Source organism: Pseudomonas sp. fls2-241-R2A-110 (assembly GCF_030209165.1).
Lineage (GTDB): Bacteria > Pseudomonadota > Gammaproteobacteria > Pseudomonadales > Pseudomonadaceae > Aquipseudomonas.
The window spans coordinates 207,845-226,429 of the sequence record NZ_JARVSN010000010.1; the positions used below are offsets into that span (position 1 = coordinate 207,845).

The window sequence follows — 18,585 nt, forward strand, 5'->3', positions numbered from 1 at the left end:
GTTGTTCTCCTTGAACCTTACAGGGCTTTGCGAAACTGGATAAAACCGGGGCGTTCGGCGATGCGCTCGTAGAGCTGGATCGCAGTGGCGTTGGTTTCGTGGGTCAGCCAATGGACTTTGCAGCAGCCATCCTCTTTGGCGGTGGCGTAAACGAATTCGATCAACTTTCGGCCGACGCCAGTGCCGCGGGTTTCCGGCACTACCAACAAGTCTTGAAGGTAGCAGGAATTTTCAATGCTCCAGTTCGAGCGATGGTAGATGAAGTTCACCATGCCGATCGCTTTGCCATCGAGCCACGCCAGCGCCGAATGAGTCGGTTCGTTGTGGCCGAGCATGCGCTGCCAGGTGCTGTGCGTAACCGTCTCTGGCAACTCGGTGTTGTAGAAGCGCAGGTAGGCTTGCCACAGCGGCAACCAGGCGGCGTGATCGTCGGCGCTGACCTGGCGAATTTCAATCTGACTCATGTTCATTTCCTTAACGCATCAAGTGGGCGAGGGCCTGGTCGTGGACGTCAGGGCTGGCGGCGAGGCCTTCGCGCACGCCGGCGATGTCTGCGGTGCTGCGGTTCTGGCTGAGCTTGCGTTTGCCTTCCAGGCGCTGGATCGGCAGGGCAAACCCGACGATGGCTTTGAGCATGCCGTCGATGTAGTCGGCGGGCGCGTCCGCCACTTTCCACGGCTGAGCGCGGCCGGCCTCGTGGCGATCGGTCAACGCGCTGACCAAAGCAAGCAGACGATCGGCATCGCTGAACACTTCCGCCGTGCCGTAAGCGTGTACGGCGACGTAGTTCCAGGTCGGCACGACTTTGCCGTGCTCGGCTTTGCTCGGGTAAAAACCTGGGCTGACGTAGGCATCGGCACCGGCAAAAATCACCAGCGCCTCAGCACCGTCCTGCAATTCTTTCCATTGCGAATTGGCCCTGGCGAAGTGGCCGTAGAGGGTGCCATTGGGGCCCTCGTCAGGACGAAAGAGCAACGGTAGATGACTGGCCTGCAGGCCTTGCGCGCCATGCGTGATCACCATCGCGAGGCGAGTGCCGAGTATCTGCTGCTGCAGTTCGTTCAAATCATTGATGGCAAAGCTGCTGGGGTTGTACATGGAAAAAATTCCTTGGCGAATGCGTCCATCCTAGGCAGGCTATTGGTCTGTTGTAAGAGCCATTAATGACCAATTTCATAGGTCCATTACCATGACCCAGGCGCCGCTTTCCCTTTCATTCAACCCCGCCGGTATCGAACTTGATCGTCGCCAGGGCTTGAGCCGCCAGCTCTATCAGGCCTTGCGCCTGCGGGTATTGGATGGACGACTGGCCAGCGGCACACGATTGCCAGCCAGTCGGGATCTGGCGACGGCACTGGCGATTTCCCGCAACAGCGTGGTCCGCGCCTACGATCAGCTTTATGCGGAAGGGTTTATCGAAGGGCGTGTCGGCGACGGAACTTACGTGGCGCGATTGCCGCAGACCGCGCTCCCGGCGAAAAAACTATCCACAAAAGTATCCACAGGGTTGTCAACAGGGTTATCCACAACCTTATCCACAAATTGGCTGGATTTGCCTGTGGTTCCATCCAGTAAAGTTATCCACAGCGGGCCTTTGGGGCGCGTTGAGAAGAACCATTTGGCGCTGCCGCCGAGTGGTCCTCCCCGGGCATTTCGGGTTGGTGTTCCGGCGTTCGATCTGTTTCCTTTCGAGGTTTGGGCCAAGCTGAATGCGGCTTTCTGGCGAAAACCGGATCTTGAGCAACTGTGTTACGGCGATCCGGCAGGGGATGAGCGTTTGCGCGGCATGATCGCCGCGTACTTGCGCAGCTCCCGGGGCATGCAGTGTTCGGCTGAGCAAATAGTGATCACCAGTGGTGCGCAGCAGGGGATTAGCCTTTGTGCACAGCTGCTGGTAGAGCCTGGCGATGGCGTCGCGATTGAAAATCCGGGGTATCGGGCGGCGGGGCATGCATTCGCGGTGGCCGGGGCGCGTTTGCACGGCGTGGCGGTGGACGCCGAGGGCATCGATTGCACCGAATTGAACGGACTTAACGATTGTCGTCTGGCTTATGTGACGCCGTCGCATCAATACCCGACCGGTGTGGTGATGAGCCTGGCGCGACGCCTTGAATTGCTGGCTTGGGCTGAACGCACCCAAGGGTGGATCGTCGAGGACGACTACGACGGCGAATACCGTTACAGCGGCGCGCCGCTGGCACCGTTGGCGGCACTCGATCGGCAGGGGCGGGTGCTGTATGTCGGGACCTTTGGCAAGGTTGCATTCCCCGCGTTGAGACTGGGTTATCTGGTGTTGCCGCCGGGCCTGGTTCAGGCCTTCTCGCAACGCCGGGCGGTGGATGTTCGACATTCCGAAGTGAGTACCCAGGCGGTAATGGCCGAGTTCATGGGCGCAGGGCACTTTCAGCGACACATCCGTCGCATGCGCCGTGCGGCCCTTGGCCGACGCAATACCTTGTTGGCCGGTTGGCCGCAGAACATCCCCGGCATCGGCAGCCTGCCGAGTGTCGCGGCAGGCTTGCACCTGACGGTGGCGGTCGACTCGCAGGCCCGCGAACGCGAACTGATCGAGCAAGCCGCCAGCGTCGATATCGAGATCAATGCATTGAGCAGCTACTGGCTGCCCGATACACAAATACCGGTGGACCAGCGCGCAGGCCTGGTCTTGGGATTCGCCGCAGTGCCCGAAGCGGCGATCAACGCAGCACTCGCGCGTTTGGAAAAGGTCTGGCGTTAATCACGCTGTACCTCAGGCCTCGGTCTGTGGTTCCAGATCCAGAAACAGTTGGCGCAGGTCGGGGTCGAGTAGTTTGCGCAGGACGCCATCAATCGGATCGACGTTGCTCAAGATGTGCTGCTGCTCAGGGGCGAGGGTCTTGAGAAAATCATCCGAGACTTTCAAATGTGCCGCCGTGGGGTTTTCCGCAGGGCTATCGAGCGCTTCATAGTGAAAATGCGCCACCCAAAATGCCTGGTTGTTTGCCTTGTCGAGAATCCGGTATTCCTGGAACACGTCGCCTAAGCCTTTGGTCTGGATGCGTCCTCGTTCGTCGCGACGGATCTCTACCTGTCGGTTCTCATGCAGCCATTTGAAAGCGCTTTGTGTCGGTTTGCGCTTTTGGTACAGGCGCGCTCGCACCTCAACACCTTCTTGACGCATTCGGCGGGCCGCCTCACGCAGTTCCAGGCTGAGCATGGCGATCGGAGGGGGCGTTCCCCCTGCTTTGTTGATGCGGATCATAACCTGATCCACCTGGCTGGCACCGTGCTCCAGTTTGAGTGCCTGTTGGTCAAATACATCCTGCATGTCGGCGGGGATGCGCCTTGGACGCAAGGCATCTTTGCGCGTCTGGGTGATGAACTCACGAGTATTGAGGTTCAGTTCAATGCCGGCCTCGATAATCCCGTTGTCATCGAGGACCGAGGGTGGCAATTGGCGGGTCAATGAGACGGGCTTGATGAGCTCGTCCGTGGTGTTCTCGACGTCAGTACGGTTGGGCGCGCGCGGTCGGGTCTTGCGCACTTTGACCGGTTGCCGTGTAGGGGCCTGCTGTACTCGCTCTGCCGGTTTTCGCACAAGCTGCGGCTCAGGCAACAACGCTTGAAGTCGGTCCTGTGCCAGTTGTTCGAACTCGGCAATAAGCGCTCGCAGATCATTAAGCCGGGGTTGCCTGACCAAGCCAGGGTAGGTGACGGGCAGTTCTTGAATACGCTGATCGGCATCGGCGAACGCCTCCACCAAACGGCTCATCGCTTCGACAGGCACCTGCAAAGGGTGGGGGGCATCAGCAGCTTTTATGAGCTCCACCACCTGATTCGCAGCGTGGGCGGCACTCACGACAATCTTGCCGACGGCGTCTCGAGCCTGGGACATCATCGGGCTGGCTTGCTCTTGAATGCACAACTCCTGCGCCATGCCGATTTCATTGGCTTTGAGATCCAGGGCGGTGAAGGAGGGTGTGAGTGTCCTTATTTTCAGTGATTGCTCAATACCGGCTCGTCCTGCCGCGCGCATCCCCTCAAGCGTCGAGCCCGACAGCGCCAGTTTCTCGACCATTTCGTGGCTCAAGTCGGTCGCTTGCTGGATTCTGCTGATGTAGGTCCCTAGCGGCAGCGGATCTGTCTGGCCGGAGTTGCTCAGCATGTGTGTGGCCTGGGCATACTGGTTTTTCTTGATCACAAACCACAACGCGAGATTCTTTTGCAGCAAGGTGCTCATGCGCAGCAGGTCGTAGACATAGTCCGTCGTTCCGCCCAACGTGCGCCATTCCTGCAGTTGTTCCAACACCTTCTGATACCCGGCGATGGTTGTATCCAGTTTTTGCGTGTAAGCCTCGCACAAGCGATCGTAGTCTTTGCTATCGGCTTTCTGAATGTCGGTCTGCATCGCTGTCAGTTCGGTTTCATTCAGCGTTTCCTGGCCTTTGAAGGTTTCCAGAACCATGTCCAATTCATGTTTGCGCAGTTCGCTGGCGGCGACCTGGGGTTTGCTGAACACATTCCCGGCTCCCCCTCGCAGGCGTAACCGCAGATCGATAAACCATTGCCCTTTGATGTTATGAGTCAGCGGCGGGCCGCTTCGGCCGGGGTGGCTGGGGTCGACGATACAAGCCTGTTCGTCCCCGTTGACCAGGACCTGGAACCATCGGTCGCCGACCTGGGCAAACTGTTTGTCGTCGAGCTGGTAGAGATGGGGAGGCGCTTCGTTCACCTGCGTCACATTCTCGGCCGTGATATCGATGGCCGGGACTTTGAGAGTATCGAGCCAGGCGCCCAGCGCCGCCGGTGTGCGACGTGGCACTGCACCCGCGACCTCAAGTGAGGAGTAGTGCTCCGGCGCAAGTTCCGAGGACAGCGGGACGGAGTTGAAGGTGATGGCGCCAGGCTCGATTTTCGACGGGACTTCTTTCTCCGCCCAACGCCGTGTTTTGCCTGATAACGTTTTGCGCCGCAGCACGGCGTGATGGCTGAGGATAATGCCCAGGGTCAGGAGAATGTCCGAGACGGAGGTCCACACGATAAAGCTGTCGCCCTTGTCACTGGCGTCGAGAGCTTCTTGAATCTCGTTGATGCTCTGCCATACCCAGACGGCCGTTCCAACGGCGCCGCTGAGGACATTCGATGCCGCGTTGAACAAAGCCCAACTGCTGTCTTTGAGCAGGCTCCAGCGTCGTTCGGCATTCGATTGCGACTGGCGGTCAGCCAGATCCACCAATGCCCGCGCATTGCTCTTGAACAGCGCCGACAGGACGTTGCCGGTGATTTCTTCACGCTCGAACACCACGCGTCCGAACCGATCCGCGCGCTGCAATGGATTGACCAGTTGTTCGGCCACCAGCCAAGGGGAAGGAAGGCCCACCGGGAAAACAGACTGAGCGTATTCAAAGCTCAGGGTTTTGTCCGGCAGCCATGCCAGTAACGAGTCCCTGAGTTCGCCGGGTTGGTGCAGCGCGTACAGTAGGTTTTGCCTGGAGGGAAACTGCAACAAGGGCTTGTCCAGCATCGGGCGATAAAGCAGACAAGGGCCGCTCCGGGCGTTTCGAGGGCTGATGATGAACATGTTGGCGACCGTGTCGCTGGTGCTGATCAAGCGATGTTGCGGCGTCAGCGTGAGGGGGTAGATGGCAATGGACCTGGTTTCTTCGCTGTCAGGATCAAGCAACTCCCTGACGTATCGATAGCCGTGTTCATCGATCCCTGCCTCTTGTTTGACTTTGCCCTCCAGCGCCAGCAGCGGTAGCAGCAAACGTAACTGATCGCAGTAGAACGTTTCCTGGCGACGGGATTCGACCGGGTCGTCGATCAGCTTGCGCTTGATGAGCATCGGGTACGCGTCGCCGACGTTGACCTGCGCCGCCAGGCTGGAGAGAAATGCTGGCGTCAGCCATTGCGGCAGCGGATGGTCGCGGATGAAAAAAACTGTCGCCATGTAAGGCGCCTCGTTTTCCAGCGCGAAGTCGGCCAGGGTTTCGATGCGCTGGTCGAGGGGATTGGGCAGTGTCAGATTGTCGGCGGTGAAGCTGCTGGTGACGCGGATCCGCAGATCATCCAGCGGCAGGCTCGCGGCCTCGATGGCACGTGTATCAGCGATGATCGCTTCACGCATCAGGCGTTGCGCATAGTCGGTAATGGAAGGTATTTCGGCTCTGGCGGCCTTACTGTGCGGTTCACGATAGAGCATGCCCAGCGCGCTGATGTAACGACCATAGTCTTGAATATCGGTTGTCGATGCTTCGCGTAACCAGTCGGGAATGGCCGAATCAAGTTGTTGAAAGCGAGCGTATTCGATTGTGTCCAGCCCGGTCTCGGGCAAAACGGCGCCACCGGCCGGCGCATCAAGGGATCTCATCGCGTCTATGGCGTCGAGTTGAGACGTCACTAACGCCCAGGCCATGTGGTCAAAGACGTTGCCGTCAGGCTCGAACAACTGCCACCTGAGGGCCCGTCCTGTGGGTGGGTCGTCCAGGCGAGCGGGCAGCGAGTCGCCCAGTTGCTCTATTGAAGCGAAGGACTCGTAACCGCGCTCGATCGTGTACATCACCAGCAAGTCGCGTTTACCGCTGGTGGCCCTGAGCACCAGGGCGCCACCGATCAACAGATGGCTGGCGACGTCGTTTGCAACGGTATCGATATCGATCAGGCATGCCTGGATGGCCGACAGCCCGCTGATTGAATGTTGACGAGTGGCTCGATCCGGATCGTTGAACACTTCACGCGCCATGGCGCATTCATCGGCGTCCCAGCCTTTGACCGATTGCACGTTCAGTGCTTTGCGCAATGAGTTGGAGAGCTCGAGCCAGCGAGCTATTTTCCTGCCCTTTTGGTTCCAGAATTCCAGTTGCTGACGTTGCAATTCGATAAACAGCAAGGGTGCTGTGTCGTTCAGCACCTTGGCAATTTCCTCGATGCTGACCGCGAGATGAACCGGGTTCTTGAGGTCGGGTTCCAGTGTCAGGAAATGCTGTCCTTCAAGGAAATTGGCTTTTGTTCCGAACAGGCTATTGCGCAAGAGTGTGGAGGTCAGTGACTGGAATTCGATCGGGCCTGCCTCGACCTGGTCGTTCACGATTTTCCATTGGGGTGTAGCGACGGTTGTCTGGTCCGGGTCGATGTTCAGTTGCGGATACAGCGTTCCCAATGCCTGGCGCAACAGCTGTGAGGCGACTTTGCTTGGCAAAGGGCCGTGACTGATCTGCCTGATCAGCTCACTTTTTTCTACTAAAGGAGTGGTGTCATCCAGGGACTCGGATGGGAGGAAATTGCTCATGATGGTTACCTTGGAGCAGGGAGGAGGACGATAAGAACCTCTTGGTTGCACCAACGGTAATGGGGCGCCGGGAGCCCGGGGTGGTAACTGTTTATGCCTTCAAAAAAAAGACCCGCCTTCGCGCGGGTCTTTGATCTTGGCAGGGCAATCAGGTCCCGGACTTGATTTTGGTCCAGGCCCGGGTCCGCGCGCGTTCGGCATCACGCGGCAGCGGTTGCAGGGTGTAGAGCGTGCCCATCGCTGCTTCGGTCGGGTACAGGTTCGGGTTGTTACGAATGGCCGGGTCGACCATTTCCGTGGCGTCCTTGTTCGGGTTCGGGTAGCCGACGAAATCGCTGACCGGCGCGATCACCTGCGGTTGCAGCAGGTAGTTGATGAAGGTGTAGGCATCGTCCGGATTCTTCGCGCCTTTAGGGATGGCGAGCATGTCGAACCAGATCGGCGCACCTTCTTTTGGCAGGCGCATGTCGACGATGACGCCGTTCTTGGCTTCCTTGGCGCGGTTGGCGGCCTGAGAGAAGCTGCCGGAATAACCGACCGCGACGCAGATGTCTCCGTTGGCGATGTCGGCCATGTACTTGGAGGAATGAAAGTAGGTGATGTATGGACGAATCTTCATCAGCAGCGCTTCAGCCTTGTCGTAGTCCGCTGGCTTCTTGCTGTTGGGGTCCAGGCCAAGGTGTTGCAGGGCCAGCGGCAAGATCTCCGATGGCGAATCGAGCAGGGCGACGCCGCACTGCTTGAGTTTGCTGATGTTCTCTTCCTTGAAGATCAGGTCCCAGCTGTTCACTGGCGCGTTGTCACCCAGGGCGGCTTTGACTTTGGCCGGGTTGAAGCCGATCAGGATGGTGCCGTACATGTATGGCACGGCGAATTTGTTGCTCGGGTCGTTGGCTTCGATCAGCTTCATCAGCTTGGGATCGAGGTGGTTCCAGTTCGGCAGTTTGCTGCGGTCCAGTGGCTGGAACACGCCGGCCTCGATCTGCTTGGCGAGGAACACGTTGGACGGCACCACCACGTCATAGCCCGAGTTGCCGGTCAGCAGTTTGGCTTCCAGCGCTTCGTTGGTGTCGAAGATGTCGTAGACCAGTTTGGTCTGAGTGTTCTGTGCCTTGAAGTCTTCCAGGGCTTTGGGCGTGATGTAGTCGAACCAGTTGTAGACGCGCAACGTTCGCTCTTCAGCATGGACGGCGCCACTGAGCACTGTGGCGCACAGTGCAGGGGCGATAAAACGCTTGAGTCTGTTCATTGTTCTAATTCCTCATTGGGCGCTTTCAAAACCTTCGAGAACATTCACGGCATTGATGCCGATTTCTTCCACGGCGTAGCCGCCTTCCATCACGAACAGCGTCGGCTTGCCGAGGCCCGCGATGCGCTCGCCCATCGCCAGGTAATCCGGGCTGTCGAGCTTGAATTGGGAGATGGGGTCATCCTTGAACGTGTCGACGCCCAAGGACACGACGATGATGTCGGCACCGTATTTCTCGATTTCCTTGCAGGCGTGTTCCAGCGCGGCGCTCCAGCTGTCCCATCCACTGCCGGCGGGCAAAGGGTAGTTGAAGTTGAAACCTTCGCCGGCGCCTTCGCCCAGCTCGTCTTCATAGCCGAGGAAGAACGGGAACTCGGCTTCAGGATGGCCGTGGATCGAGGTGAAGAGCACATCGCTGCGCTCATAGAAAATCGACTGCGTGCCATTACCGTGGTGGTAATCGACGTCGAGAATCGCGACCTTTTTATGGCCTTGGTCGAGGAAAGCCTGGGCGGCGATGGCGGCGTTGTTGAGGTAGCAATAACCGCCCATCAAATCGCTGGCGGCATGGTGTCCCGGCGGACGGCACAAGGCGAAGGCACTGCGGGCGCCGTTCTGGATGGCGGCTTGTGCGGTGAGGGCAACCTGGGCTGCGCTGTACGCCGCTTGCCAGGTGCCGGCGGTAATTGGAGCGCCACCGTCGAAGCTGTAATAACCGAGCTGGCCGTGCAGGCTGGTCGGCAGAATCCGGCGCAAGGTGCGGGCCGGCCAGGTGTAGGGCAGCAAGTCGCCGTCGGTATTGAATTCGGTCCAGCGTGCCCAGGCGCCTTTGAAGAAATCGAGGTAGTCGCGGCTGTGGATGCGCGCAATCGGATCGAGGCCGAAATCCTGCGGCGCCTGGACCGGGCCCAGGTTCTGGTTTTGCACACGTTGCAACACATGGTCGGCACGCGAGGGCATCTCGAAGCAGGGCATCAATTGCCCGTCCATCAATTCGCAACGGCCGTGGTGCAGGTGGTGATCGTCCGAGTAGATCGTCAGCATTTTCTTGTTCTCCGCAGGCTGATTCGGTTGAACACAGTCTTGCGGCGCGGCGCGATTCGGAGAACGGCAGGAAAGGCCAAAAGGGGATAAATATGGCCAAAATACATGACCGAAATTCGCCCCTTATTGGCGCGGGGGCGCTCAAGCTCGGGGCGCGAGTTTGTCCGTTATGTTGTTGGTGGTTTTTGAGGGCGTCATCGCGAGCAAGCTCGCTCCCACATTTGATTTCAGTAAACACTGACTTTGTGTACGACGCAGAACCACTGTGGGAGCGAGCTTGCTCGCGATACCGGTATTCCCGACAACGAATGACTCAAGGCCTGAACTGACTCGGCGCGACACCGCTCCAGCGCACAAAGGCATGGCGGAAACTGGCGGTCTCGCTGAAGCCCAGCGCCTCGGCGATCCGGTAGATCGGCATCTGGTCTTCACACAGCATATGTTTGGCCTGTTCAAACCGCAGCTCGTCGAGCAATTCCTGGTAACTGCAGCCCAGGTCCTTGAGATGCCGACGCAAGGTTCGCGCTGAACAATTCATCTGCTCGGCCAATCCCTCAAGGCCGGGCGCTGCATTGAGTTGGGCGCTGAGCAGATGGCGAATTCGTCCCAGCCACGCCTGACGCCCGGTGAACTCGGTGTTTTGTTTGCGGCAGCGTTCGGCCATGGCCTGGTGGGTGATGACGTCGGCGAGCGGCAGGGGAAGGTCGAGCCAGCGTTTGTCGAAGGCAAAGGCGTTGTCCCGCGCTTCGAAGTGCAGCGGGCAGTCGAAGTGCTGCGCGTAGGTCGCCTCGTAATCGGGTGCGGCATGTTCGAAGCGGGCCGCTAGCAACGGCAGCGGATGCCCGATCAAGTCGTCGCAGATGACTTTCAAGGACACCAGGCAAAATTCGGCATTGAAGACGGCCATCTCCGGGCTTTCCCGGTAATCGGCGGCCACGAACCAGACGCGCTCGCCATCGCTTTCCAGGCTCAACTCGAAAAGTGTTCCCAACAGCGCCGGATAACGCATCGCCAGCCGTAATGCGTCACCGAAGGTGGCACTGGTGAGCAGTGCATAACCGAGCATGCCGTAGGAGGAAACATGCATCCGCCGCCCCAGTTCCAGGCCGATGTCACGCTTGAGCGCGACCGCGTTGGCGCAGACCTGCATCTCCTGGTTGGTGGTGATGCGCGTGTCCGCCCGGCTCAGATCCGCCGCGCTGATGCCGCTTCCCGCGAGCAGCGCTTCGCTGGACAGGCCTTCGGCCTTGAAGGTGTTGAGCACCAGTGAGACAGCGTTGAGGGTGGTGAGGTGGGAGTGGAGCATGGGAGGTTCCAGCCGTGGAATGACGGGAACGCAGCAAGTTATATGCCGAGCAACAAACCTGTAGGCGTGAGCCTGCTCGCGATGGCGATGTATTAGTCAGCACCCATGTTGGATGGACGACCGCTATCGCGAGCAGGCTCACTCCCACAGGGGGTGTGGTGTTTCAGATGAGTTCGCCGCAGAGGTCGAGCTCAATGAGTCGGCGTACTTCCGAGGTTTCCAGTCCGGTACCCAGCAATCCATGCAATTTGCCGAACGCTGCCTCACGGGTCATGCCGCCACCCGACAACACGCCAGCACCGCGCAAGCGGCTGCCTGCTTCATACACGTCCAGCTCAACGCCACCTTCGTGGCACTGCGTCACCGCAACCACCACAACACCTTTGTCCCGCGCCCGCTCCAGGCTGGCGAGAAACTCGGGGTTGTCGCTCGGCCCCGTGCCACTGCCGTAACACTCCAGCACCAAGCCTTGAATGCCACTGTTCAACACGCCGTCCAGCTGCTCGGCGCCGATGCCGGGGAACAGCGGTAGCACGGCGACTTTGGCGAGTTGTTTCGGTTGGTTGTAGGTCAATTGCGTCGGCAGCGAAGTGGCCTTCACACCGCCACCCTGACGCTCAAGCCGCTTGAATGGATGACGCCCGAAACTGCGCACTTTCGCGCAGCGGGTCGGGTCCAGCAGTTCACCGTGGAAGTACAGATGAACGCCCGATGGCAGACCTTGGCCCAGCGCAACCAGCGCACCGCTGAGGTTTTCCCAGGCATCGCTGTCGGTCACGCCGGCAGGCAGCATCGAGCCGGTGAACACTACACGGGCATGCAAGCCGAGCAACTGAAAGCTCATGGCTGCTGCGCTGTAAGCCAAGGTGTCGGTGCCATGCAAAATCAGCACGCTGTCGCAGCCTTGAACATCAACGGCGTCGACCACCGCTTCACGCAGTTGCTGCCAATAGGCCGGAGACATGTTGGCACTGTCAATCAGTGGCGACATTTCACGAAAGCGCCACTGCGGCACCACCAGCTCAGGTTGGCTGTGCAGGTAGTCACGCATCCGCGCTTCAAAACCGGACGCCGGGGCCAGGCCATTGGCGCTGGCCTGCATGCCGATGGTGCCGCCGGTGTAGAGCACCATGACGTGCTGGGCGGCAGGAAAGGAATTGGCAACCATGGGGAAGTCTCCACAAGAGATGACATGTGGGAGCGAGCAGGCTCGCTCCCACAAGTTGTGCACTTTAACTGACGGGCGCAGGGGATGCGCCCGTCATTCACCGATCAGCGTTGCGCTGCGGGTACGCCTTGCGGCTGTGCTGCGGCCTTGGGAGTGGCAGCGGGCGGATTGGCAGGCCAGGCTTTCAAGTCCAGGTCCAGATCCGGGAACTTGCTCGAATCGAACACAGGCGTCTTGATGCCGGCTGCGCGCTGGTCATCGTAGTCACGCAGGATGCGCATGCCGACCTTGAACAGCAGGAACAGCGCGATCAGGTTCACGAACGCCAGCAGGGTCATGGTGATGTCGGCGAAGGCGAACACCGTGCCGAGGTTTTCAATCGCACCCCAGAAGATCAGCACCAGCACCAACGCGCGATAGCCGATCAGCGCCTTGCGGTTTTCACCGATCAGGAAACGCAGGTTGCTCTCGCCCAGGTAGTAGTTGTAGAGGATCGAGGTGAACACGAACAACGACAAGGCCACGGAGATGAAGCTGCGGCCCCAGTCACCGACCACGGCGGCCAGCGAGTTCTGGGTCAGGGCAATACCATCGCCTTCAAAGCCAGGTGTATAGAAACCCGACAAAAGAATCAGCAACGCGGTGCAGGTGCAGATCACGAAGGTGTCGAGGAACACGCTGAATGCCTGAACCACACCTTGCGCCACCGGGTGCTCGACCGAGGCTACGGCGGCCACGTTCGGCGCACTGCCCAAACCGGCTTCGTTGGCAAACACACCACGCTTCACGCCCATGACGATGGCGCTGCCGATCAGGCCGCCGAAGGCTTGATCCAGGCCGAAGGCGCTTTTGACGATGGTCATCAACATGCCCGGAACGTGATCGAATTGCAGCACGATCACGTAGAGGGTTACGCCGATGTACACCAGGGTTTTCACCGGCACCAGCAGGTCAGCGACCTTGGCGATACGCTTGATCCCGCCCACGAACACCAGGCCCAGCAACACGGCCAGGGCCAGGCCGGTCCAGGTGGTGTCGAGGCCGAACGCGTTGTTCAGCGAGTGCGTCACGGCGTGGGATTGCAGGCCATTGAAGGCAAACCCGAAGGTCACCAGCAACAGGAAGGCCATGATCATGCCCAACCAGCGTTTCTGCAGACCGTGCTGGATGTAATAGGACGGGCCGCCACGGTAGGTGCCATCGGCATCGGCGCGTTTATACAGCTGACCAAGGGAGCATTCGAAGAAGCTGCTGGACATGCCGACCAGCGCGGTCACCCACATCCAGAAAACTGCGCCCGGACCACCCAGGGTCACGGCGATGCCGACACCGGCGATATTGCCCGCACCAACGCGGCCGGCGAGGCTGAGCATCAGGGCCTGGAACGAACTGAGTTGCCCGGCGCTGCTTTTGAGGCTGTCGCGGAACACCGAGAACATGTGGAAGAAGTGACGCAATTGAACGAAACGCGAGCGGATCGTGAAGTAGCTACCGAGCCCGACAATGAGCACGATCAGTACTTTCCCTGAGAGGAAGTCGTTAATGACTTCGAGCATGGATTATTCCTCGCTGTTTTTTGTGTAGGCAAATGCTGGACGAGTCGAAATATCGCGTTACACCGGTCTGCACTTGGCAAGACAGGCGAGGCGAGCGTTCGTCCCGGTTTCATATTGCGGGTTTGTTATTAGTTCGGGTTTCGCATGGGTTTGGGCCTCGTTACCGACGACCGCTCACGCGAAGAGGGGCGGCACTATACCTACGAGAGTGACGTCCGTCTGCACGATTGTGGTGCAAGCGATGAATCGAAGCCTTTGAAACACCTGACTTTTTTTGAAGTCAGGCTTGTGTGGAAGGGCAAGAGCTCCAATTCCACAGAAGTCTTTTTTTCTGCCAAAGAGTTAAAAAAAAGGGCTTGGGGAATAAATCCCCAAGCCCTCAAAAGGTGAGAGGTGTCTAGTCCCTCGACCTGGTGAGCGTGGCTCCCGGTGCTCTTCGTTAAAAGAGCAGGAGCCGGCGTTGCGTTCGGTTTAAGCCTTCAAAGGCACCAGACGCGGAGCAATCATGTTTTCCGGGCGCAGGATGTCGGCGAGCATGTCTTCGTCGAGCAAGCCTTCTTCGCGCACCAGTTCCAGCACGCCGCGGCCGCTTTCCAGCGCGATACGGGCGATGCGGGTGGCGTTTTCATAGCCGATGTACGGGTTCAGCGCGGTGACCAGGCCGATCGAGTGCTCGACCAGTTCGCGGCAGCGCTCTTCGTTGGCCGTGATGCCGACGATGCAGTGCTCGCGCAGCATGTCCATGGCGCGTTGCAGCAGGCGGATCGAGTCGAAGATCTTGAACGCGATCAGCGGCTCCATCACGTTCAGTTGCAGCTGGCCGCCTTCGGCCGCGATGGTCAGCGCCAGGTCGTTGCCGATGATCTGGAACGCCACTTGGTTCACGGCTTCCGGGATGACCGGGTTGACCTTGCCGGGCATGATCGAGCTGCCTGGCTGACGCGCTGGCAGGTTGATTTCATTGATGCCGGTGCGTGGGCCGCTGGACAGCAGGCGCAGGTCGTTGCAGATCTTCGACAGCTTGACCGCGGTGCGCTTGAGCATGCCGGAGAACAGCACGAAGGCGCCCATGTCGGAGGTGGCTTCGATCAGGTCGGCTGCTGGAACCAGCGGTTGACCGCTGATCACGGCCAGGCGCTGAACGGCCAGGTGCTGGTAACGCGGGTCGGCGTTGATGCCGGTGCCGATTGCGGTGCCGCCCAGGTTCACTTCGGTCAGCAGCTCAGGTGCCAGCGTCTTCAGACGGGCCAAGTCTTCACCCAGCGTCGTGGCGAAGGCGCGGAATTCCTGGCCGAGGGTCATCGGCACGGCGTCTTGCAGTTGGGTACGGCCCATTTTCAGGACGTGAGCGAATTCCTGACCTTTGGCGGCGAACGCCTGGATCAGGCTGTCGAGGCTGGCCAGCAGCGCGTCGTGACCCAGCAGCAGACCCAGACGGATCGCTGTCGGATAGGCGTCGTTGGTCGACTGCGCCATGTTCACGTCGTTGTTCGGGTGCAGGTATTGGTACTCGCCTTTCTGGTGACCCATGGCCTCCAGCGCGATGTTGGCGATCACTTCGTTGGCATTCATGTTGGTCGAAGTGCCGGCGCCGCCTTGAATCATGTCCACCACGAACTCTTCGTGGAAATCGCCGCGGATCAATCGTGCACAGGCTTCGCTAATGGCAGCGTGCTTGGCTTCGCTCAGGTGACCCAACTCGCGGTTGGCGTCAGCGGCGGCCTGTTTGACCATTGCCAGGCCTACAACCAGTTTCGGGTAATGCGAAATCGGAACGCCGGAGAGACGGAAGTTATTCACCGCTCGCAGGGTCTGGATGCCGTAATACGCTTGAGCCGGTACTTCGAGTACGCCAAGCAGGTCTTTTTCTGTGCGGAAAGATGCAGCGGAGGACATGATAGAAATCATCTCGATATGGACCCGGTCTGTGCCGGAACGCTGCAAATGCTAGGCTTGTGGAGAATTTTCGGCCAATGCTGTTAAACACTGGCCTATGCACATTCGGCATAATGCCCATGTGACGCCACGTGTGTGGCGAGCGTGTGACCTAAATTGGTGCGTGTCCGGGAGGGCGTGATGAATCTGGAAAGTAAATGGCTTGAGGACTTCAGTGCCCTGGCCGCCACCCGCAGCTTCTCCCAGGCTGCCGAACGACGCTTTGTGACGCAGCCGGCCTTCAGTCGGCGAATCCGCAGCCTTGAAGCGGCGCTGGGGCTGCAATTGGTCAACCGTTCGCGCACGCCAATCGAGTTGACGGCGGCGGGACAACTTTTTCTGGTCACGGCGCGCACCGTGGTCGAGCAGCTTGGTGAAGTGCTGCGCCATCTCCATCACCTGGAAGGCGGGCAGGGCGAGGTGATGCAGGTGGCCGCTGCTCACTCGCTGGCGTTGGGTTTCTTTCCGCGCTGGATCGCCCAGTTGCGCAACGAGGGGCTGAACATTGCGACGCGCCTTGTGGCGACCAACGTCGGCGATGCGGTACACGCCTTGCGCGAAGGCGGTTGCGATTTGATGCTGGCGTTCTATGACCCTGACGCGGCCTTGCAGATGGACTCGGAGATTTTCCCGTCGCTGCACTTGGGCCATACCGAGATGCTGCCGGTTTGCGCCGCCGATGCCGACGGTAAACCGCTGTTCGATCTGGAGGGCGAAGGCAGCGTGCCGCTGCTTGCCTACAGTGCCGGCGCGTTTCTGGGCCGCTCGGTGAACATGTTGCTGCGCCAACGGGCGCTGCGCTTCACCACCATTTACGAAACCGCCATGGCGGACAGCCTGAAAAGCATGGCGCTGGAAGGGCTGGGCATTGCCTGGGTGCCGCAACTCAGCGTGCGCGCCGAACTGGCTCGCGGCGAGCTGGTCGTCTGCGGTGGCCCGCAATGGCATGTGCCGCTGGAGATTCGCCTGTATCGCTGCGCATTGGTGCGCAAGGCGAATGTACGGTTGTTGTGGCGCAAACTTGAAGGTGGCGCGGCAGCGAGCGCATAAAGAACCACAGGCGCGAGAGTCAACTCGCGCCTAGGGCAAGTTTCAATACCGGCTGTCGACATAGTCCTTTATGCGTTTTCTGTTGCCTTCGCTAAAGACGAAACAGTTCGATCGAAGGGGCAAGGGTTCGAGCATGAACGTTTCGCACCACCAGCCGTTATAAAGCACTTCGCCTTCTTCATGGATGGCATTGAAAGAATGTCCCAGCTCATGCCCGATCACCTGTTTGAAGTCAAGCGAAGCAATAGCGGCCGAGCCGGATTGATTTGCAATACCACCCACGCCGCCAAATGCCGGGCCGCCGTTAATGAAGTCGTTGGTGATCAACAGTATTCGGTCATTGCTTGAGAAGGGGAATTCATTGCGCTCATGCCGTAGTGTTCGATACTCCCACGCCAGCTTTTTCCAACCTTGGAACATATTGTTTTGGTCTGCGGATTTATAGTTGAAGTTGGTGAAGGGCGGTCTGTTTCGATCAAAGATAACGTGAATTTTCCGGCCGGTAATGTTCTCGAACTCAGTGGTGAAAGGGCGGATATGATCAACGTAGGTCGAGCTTCGTTTCGCGGCCGGCACGTCATCGTGGAAGATCGCAAAAAGTCGGATGGGGTTCGCAGGGTCATCGATAAGTTTGTCTGGAGTATCGACAGCGTGTGCACTCAGGTTAATCATGAGTGCGAGGATAAAAGTAATGATTGGTTTTAATAGTGCGTACATGGCTTTGTCTCATGGGGGATCGCTCTCGGTAAATTTAAGAGGGCAATATCTGTTTGTTGTTAGTGGTGCCGAAATAGGCTTGGCGTTACTGGGTGTTTTTTGCGAAGGCTGTACGTACTTGGCCTTCGAATAAATAACCAACGCTTCTTGATTTAAAGCAGCGGGTGACCTGGCGTTTCTGCCCGCAGAAGAGGGCAAGATTCGAGGTGGCCATCGCTCGCTCCGTCGCAAGCTGAAGGGCTGCGCTGCAGGCCTTGCTGCTGAGATAGATGAAAGGCAAGTCAATGCCTCTCAACCAGGGATAAATGATTTTGCGGATGTCAGTCGAATTGACTGAGATAGTTGCGAATATTGTCGCGGTTCTTTTCGCTGAAGTGGTAGTAATTACCTCGGACTGGAGAGTTGACGTCATACTTCATAATCGTGTCATGCCACCAGCCGTCGTAGACGATATCCGAATCTTCATGGGTGGCACCGAACATATGACCTATTTCGTGAGCAGGCGTCAGGTAGGAATCGATCGTAGCCATCGCGCTCTGACCTCTATTGGAAGCGATTCCCGCGACGCGGCTGTTCATCCCGTTACGAGTGAGTAACAGAAATTTGTCCAGGTTTGGGTTGAAAGGGAATGTTGTATCCGCTTTCGACTTCAGTTCTTTAACCTTGTTTTCCCAGCCCCGAAGGGCCTCGGCAGCGTTTTCATTTCTGTAGTTGTAATTTGTTATTTTCGGAGTTGTGGATTGAGAGTTGAAAATAACCGTAACCGCGCGGCCGGATATGTCTTCAAGCTCGGTCTCCAGCCAAGAAAAGTAGTTGTCGTAGAGCTTGCCTTTATCGTAATCATCAAGATCGTCGTGGATAAACACGAGTAAAAGAATGGGCTTTTTGAGGCGGTCAGGTTGCCCATTATTTAACAGCGAACGTCTGTGTCGCACTGGCGTCAGTGCATCAGTTTGCGCCACGTCATTGTTTTCAATTTGGCCGTCTTTCAGGTTTTCGATGATCTGACTTGCTTTATCTTTGTTCACGTCATAGTCCTTTATGTACTTTCCGCTGGAGGCGGCGGGTTGTTGTTTCTGTGTGAGTTAACGATGTTTACGGTTGTGGTGATACGGGATGTATAGCTTGTACGGTATTTCTATTTGAAGTTTTAAGTTAAGTTTGGTTGCTTGGCGTGGCAAGTTTCAAGTTGTTCTATAATGTGTCTGAAGTGTTATTGGTGTCCGAACCCGGAGCACAAAATAGTTATGGGCTTTTGCACTATAGAGGCCAGTGCTACTGCCACGGCTAAGC

13 protein-coding genes are annotated in these 18,585 nt (G+C 58.3%); 2 read left to right on the top strand and 11 right to left on the bottom strand.

Going from position 1 to position 18,585, the window contains the following annotated elements:
* Positions 1 to 17: 17 nt before the first annotated feature.
* Positions 18 to 464, bottom strand: a complete 447-nt coding sequence (locus QRN31_RS09180; protein WP_285431586.1) for a GNAT family N-acetyltransferase — start codon at positions 462 to 464, stop codon at positions 18 to 20.
* A 10-nt stretch (positions 465 to 474) separates the two neighbouring features.
* Positions 475 to 1,098: an FMN-binding negative transcriptional regulator gene (locus QRN31_RS09185; protein ID WP_285431588.1), complete on the bottom strand. Its 624-nt coding sequence runs from the start codon at positions 1,096 to 1,098 to the stop codon at positions 475 to 477.
* Positions 1,099 to 1,189: 91 nt separating this feature from the next.
* On the opposite strand from QRN31_RS09185, the gene pdxR reads away from it, so the two are divergent.
* Entirely contained in the window at positions 1,190 to 2,737 is a 1,548-nt protein-coding gene (gene pdxR, locus QRN31_RS09190) for a MocR-like pyridoxine biosynthesis transcription factor PdxR (protein ID WP_285431589.1), read from the top strand.
* A gap of 12 nt (positions 2,738 to 2,749) precedes the next feature.
* Here pdxR and QRN31_RS09195 read toward each other — a convergent pair whose 3' ends face one another.
* The 7 genes from QRN31_RS09195 to aspA form a co-directional block, all read right to left on the bottom strand.
* The gene (locus QRN31_RS09195; protein ID WP_285431590.1) at positions 2,750 to 7,267 is read right to left on the bottom strand and encodes a dermonecrotic toxin domain-containing protein; all 4,518 of its coding nucleotides are present in this window, start codon (positions 7,265 to 7,267) and stop codon (positions 2,750 to 2,752) included.
* A 148-nt stretch (positions 7,268 to 7,415) separates the two neighbouring features.
* Positions 7,416 to 8,516 carry a polyamine ABC transporter substrate-binding protein gene (locus tag QRN31_RS09200; RefSeq protein WP_285431592.1) on the bottom strand — a complete coding sequence of 367 codons (1,101 nt, stop codon included), beginning with the start codon at positions 8,514 to 8,516 and terminating at the stop codon, positions 7,416 to 7,418.
* A 12-nt stretch (positions 8,517 to 8,528) separates the two neighbouring features.
* The gene (locus tag QRN31_RS09205) at positions 8,529 to 9,560 is read right to left on the bottom strand and encodes a histone deacetylase family protein (RefSeq protein ID WP_285431593.1); all 1,032 of its coding nucleotides are present in this window, start codon (positions 9,558 to 9,560) and stop codon (positions 8,529 to 8,531) included.
* Between the two features lie 313 nt (positions 9,561 to 9,873).
* Entirely contained in the window at positions 9,874 to 10,866 is a 993-nt protein-coding gene (locus QRN31_RS09210; protein ID WP_285431594.1) for an AraC family transcriptional regulator, read from the bottom strand.
* Between the two features lie 163 nt (positions 10,867 to 11,029).
* On the bottom strand, positions 11,030 to 12,034 hold the full coding sequence (locus QRN31_RS09215; protein WP_285431596.1) for an asparaginase: 1,005 nt from the start codon (positions 12,032 to 12,034) through the stop codon (positions 11,030 to 11,032).
* A 104-nt stretch (positions 12,035 to 12,138) separates the two neighbouring features.
* Positions 12,139 to 13,590, bottom strand: coding sequence for an alanine/glycine:cation symporter family protein (locus QRN31_RS09220; RefSeq protein ID WP_285431597.1), 1,452 nt, complete (start codon positions 13,588 to 13,590; stop codon positions 12,139 to 12,141).
* A gap of 471 nt (positions 13,591 to 14,061) precedes the next feature.
* Positions 14,062 to 15,486, bottom strand: coding sequence for an aspartate ammonia-lyase (gene aspA, locus QRN31_RS09225; RefSeq protein WP_222589076.1), 1,425 nt, complete (start codon positions 15,484 to 15,486; stop codon positions 14,062 to 14,064).
* Between the two features lie 180 nt (positions 15,487 to 15,666).
* On the opposite strand from aspA, the gene QRN31_RS09230 reads away from it, so the two are divergent.
* Positions 15,667 to 16,575, top strand: coding sequence for a LysR substrate-binding domain-containing protein (locus QRN31_RS09230; RefSeq protein WP_285431599.1), 909 nt, complete (start codon positions 15,667 to 15,669; stop codon positions 16,573 to 16,575).
* Positions 16,576 to 16,617: 42 nt separating this feature from the next.
* Here the strand turns inward: QRN31_RS09230 and QRN31_RS09235 are convergent, their stop codons facing one another.
* Positions 16,618 to 17,292 (bottom strand): zinc metalloprotease, encoded by a 675-nt coding sequence (locus QRN31_RS09235; protein WP_285431601.1) that lies wholly within the window; start codon positions 17,290 to 17,292, stop codon positions 16,618 to 16,620.
* A 320-nt stretch (positions 17,293 to 17,612) separates the two neighbouring features.
* On the bottom strand, positions 17,613 to 18,320 hold the full coding sequence (locus QRN31_RS09240; RefSeq protein ID WP_285431603.1) for a zinc metalloprotease: 708 nt from the start codon (positions 18,318 to 18,320) through the stop codon (positions 17,613 to 17,615).
* Positions 18,321 to 18,585: the final 265 nt, after the last annotated feature.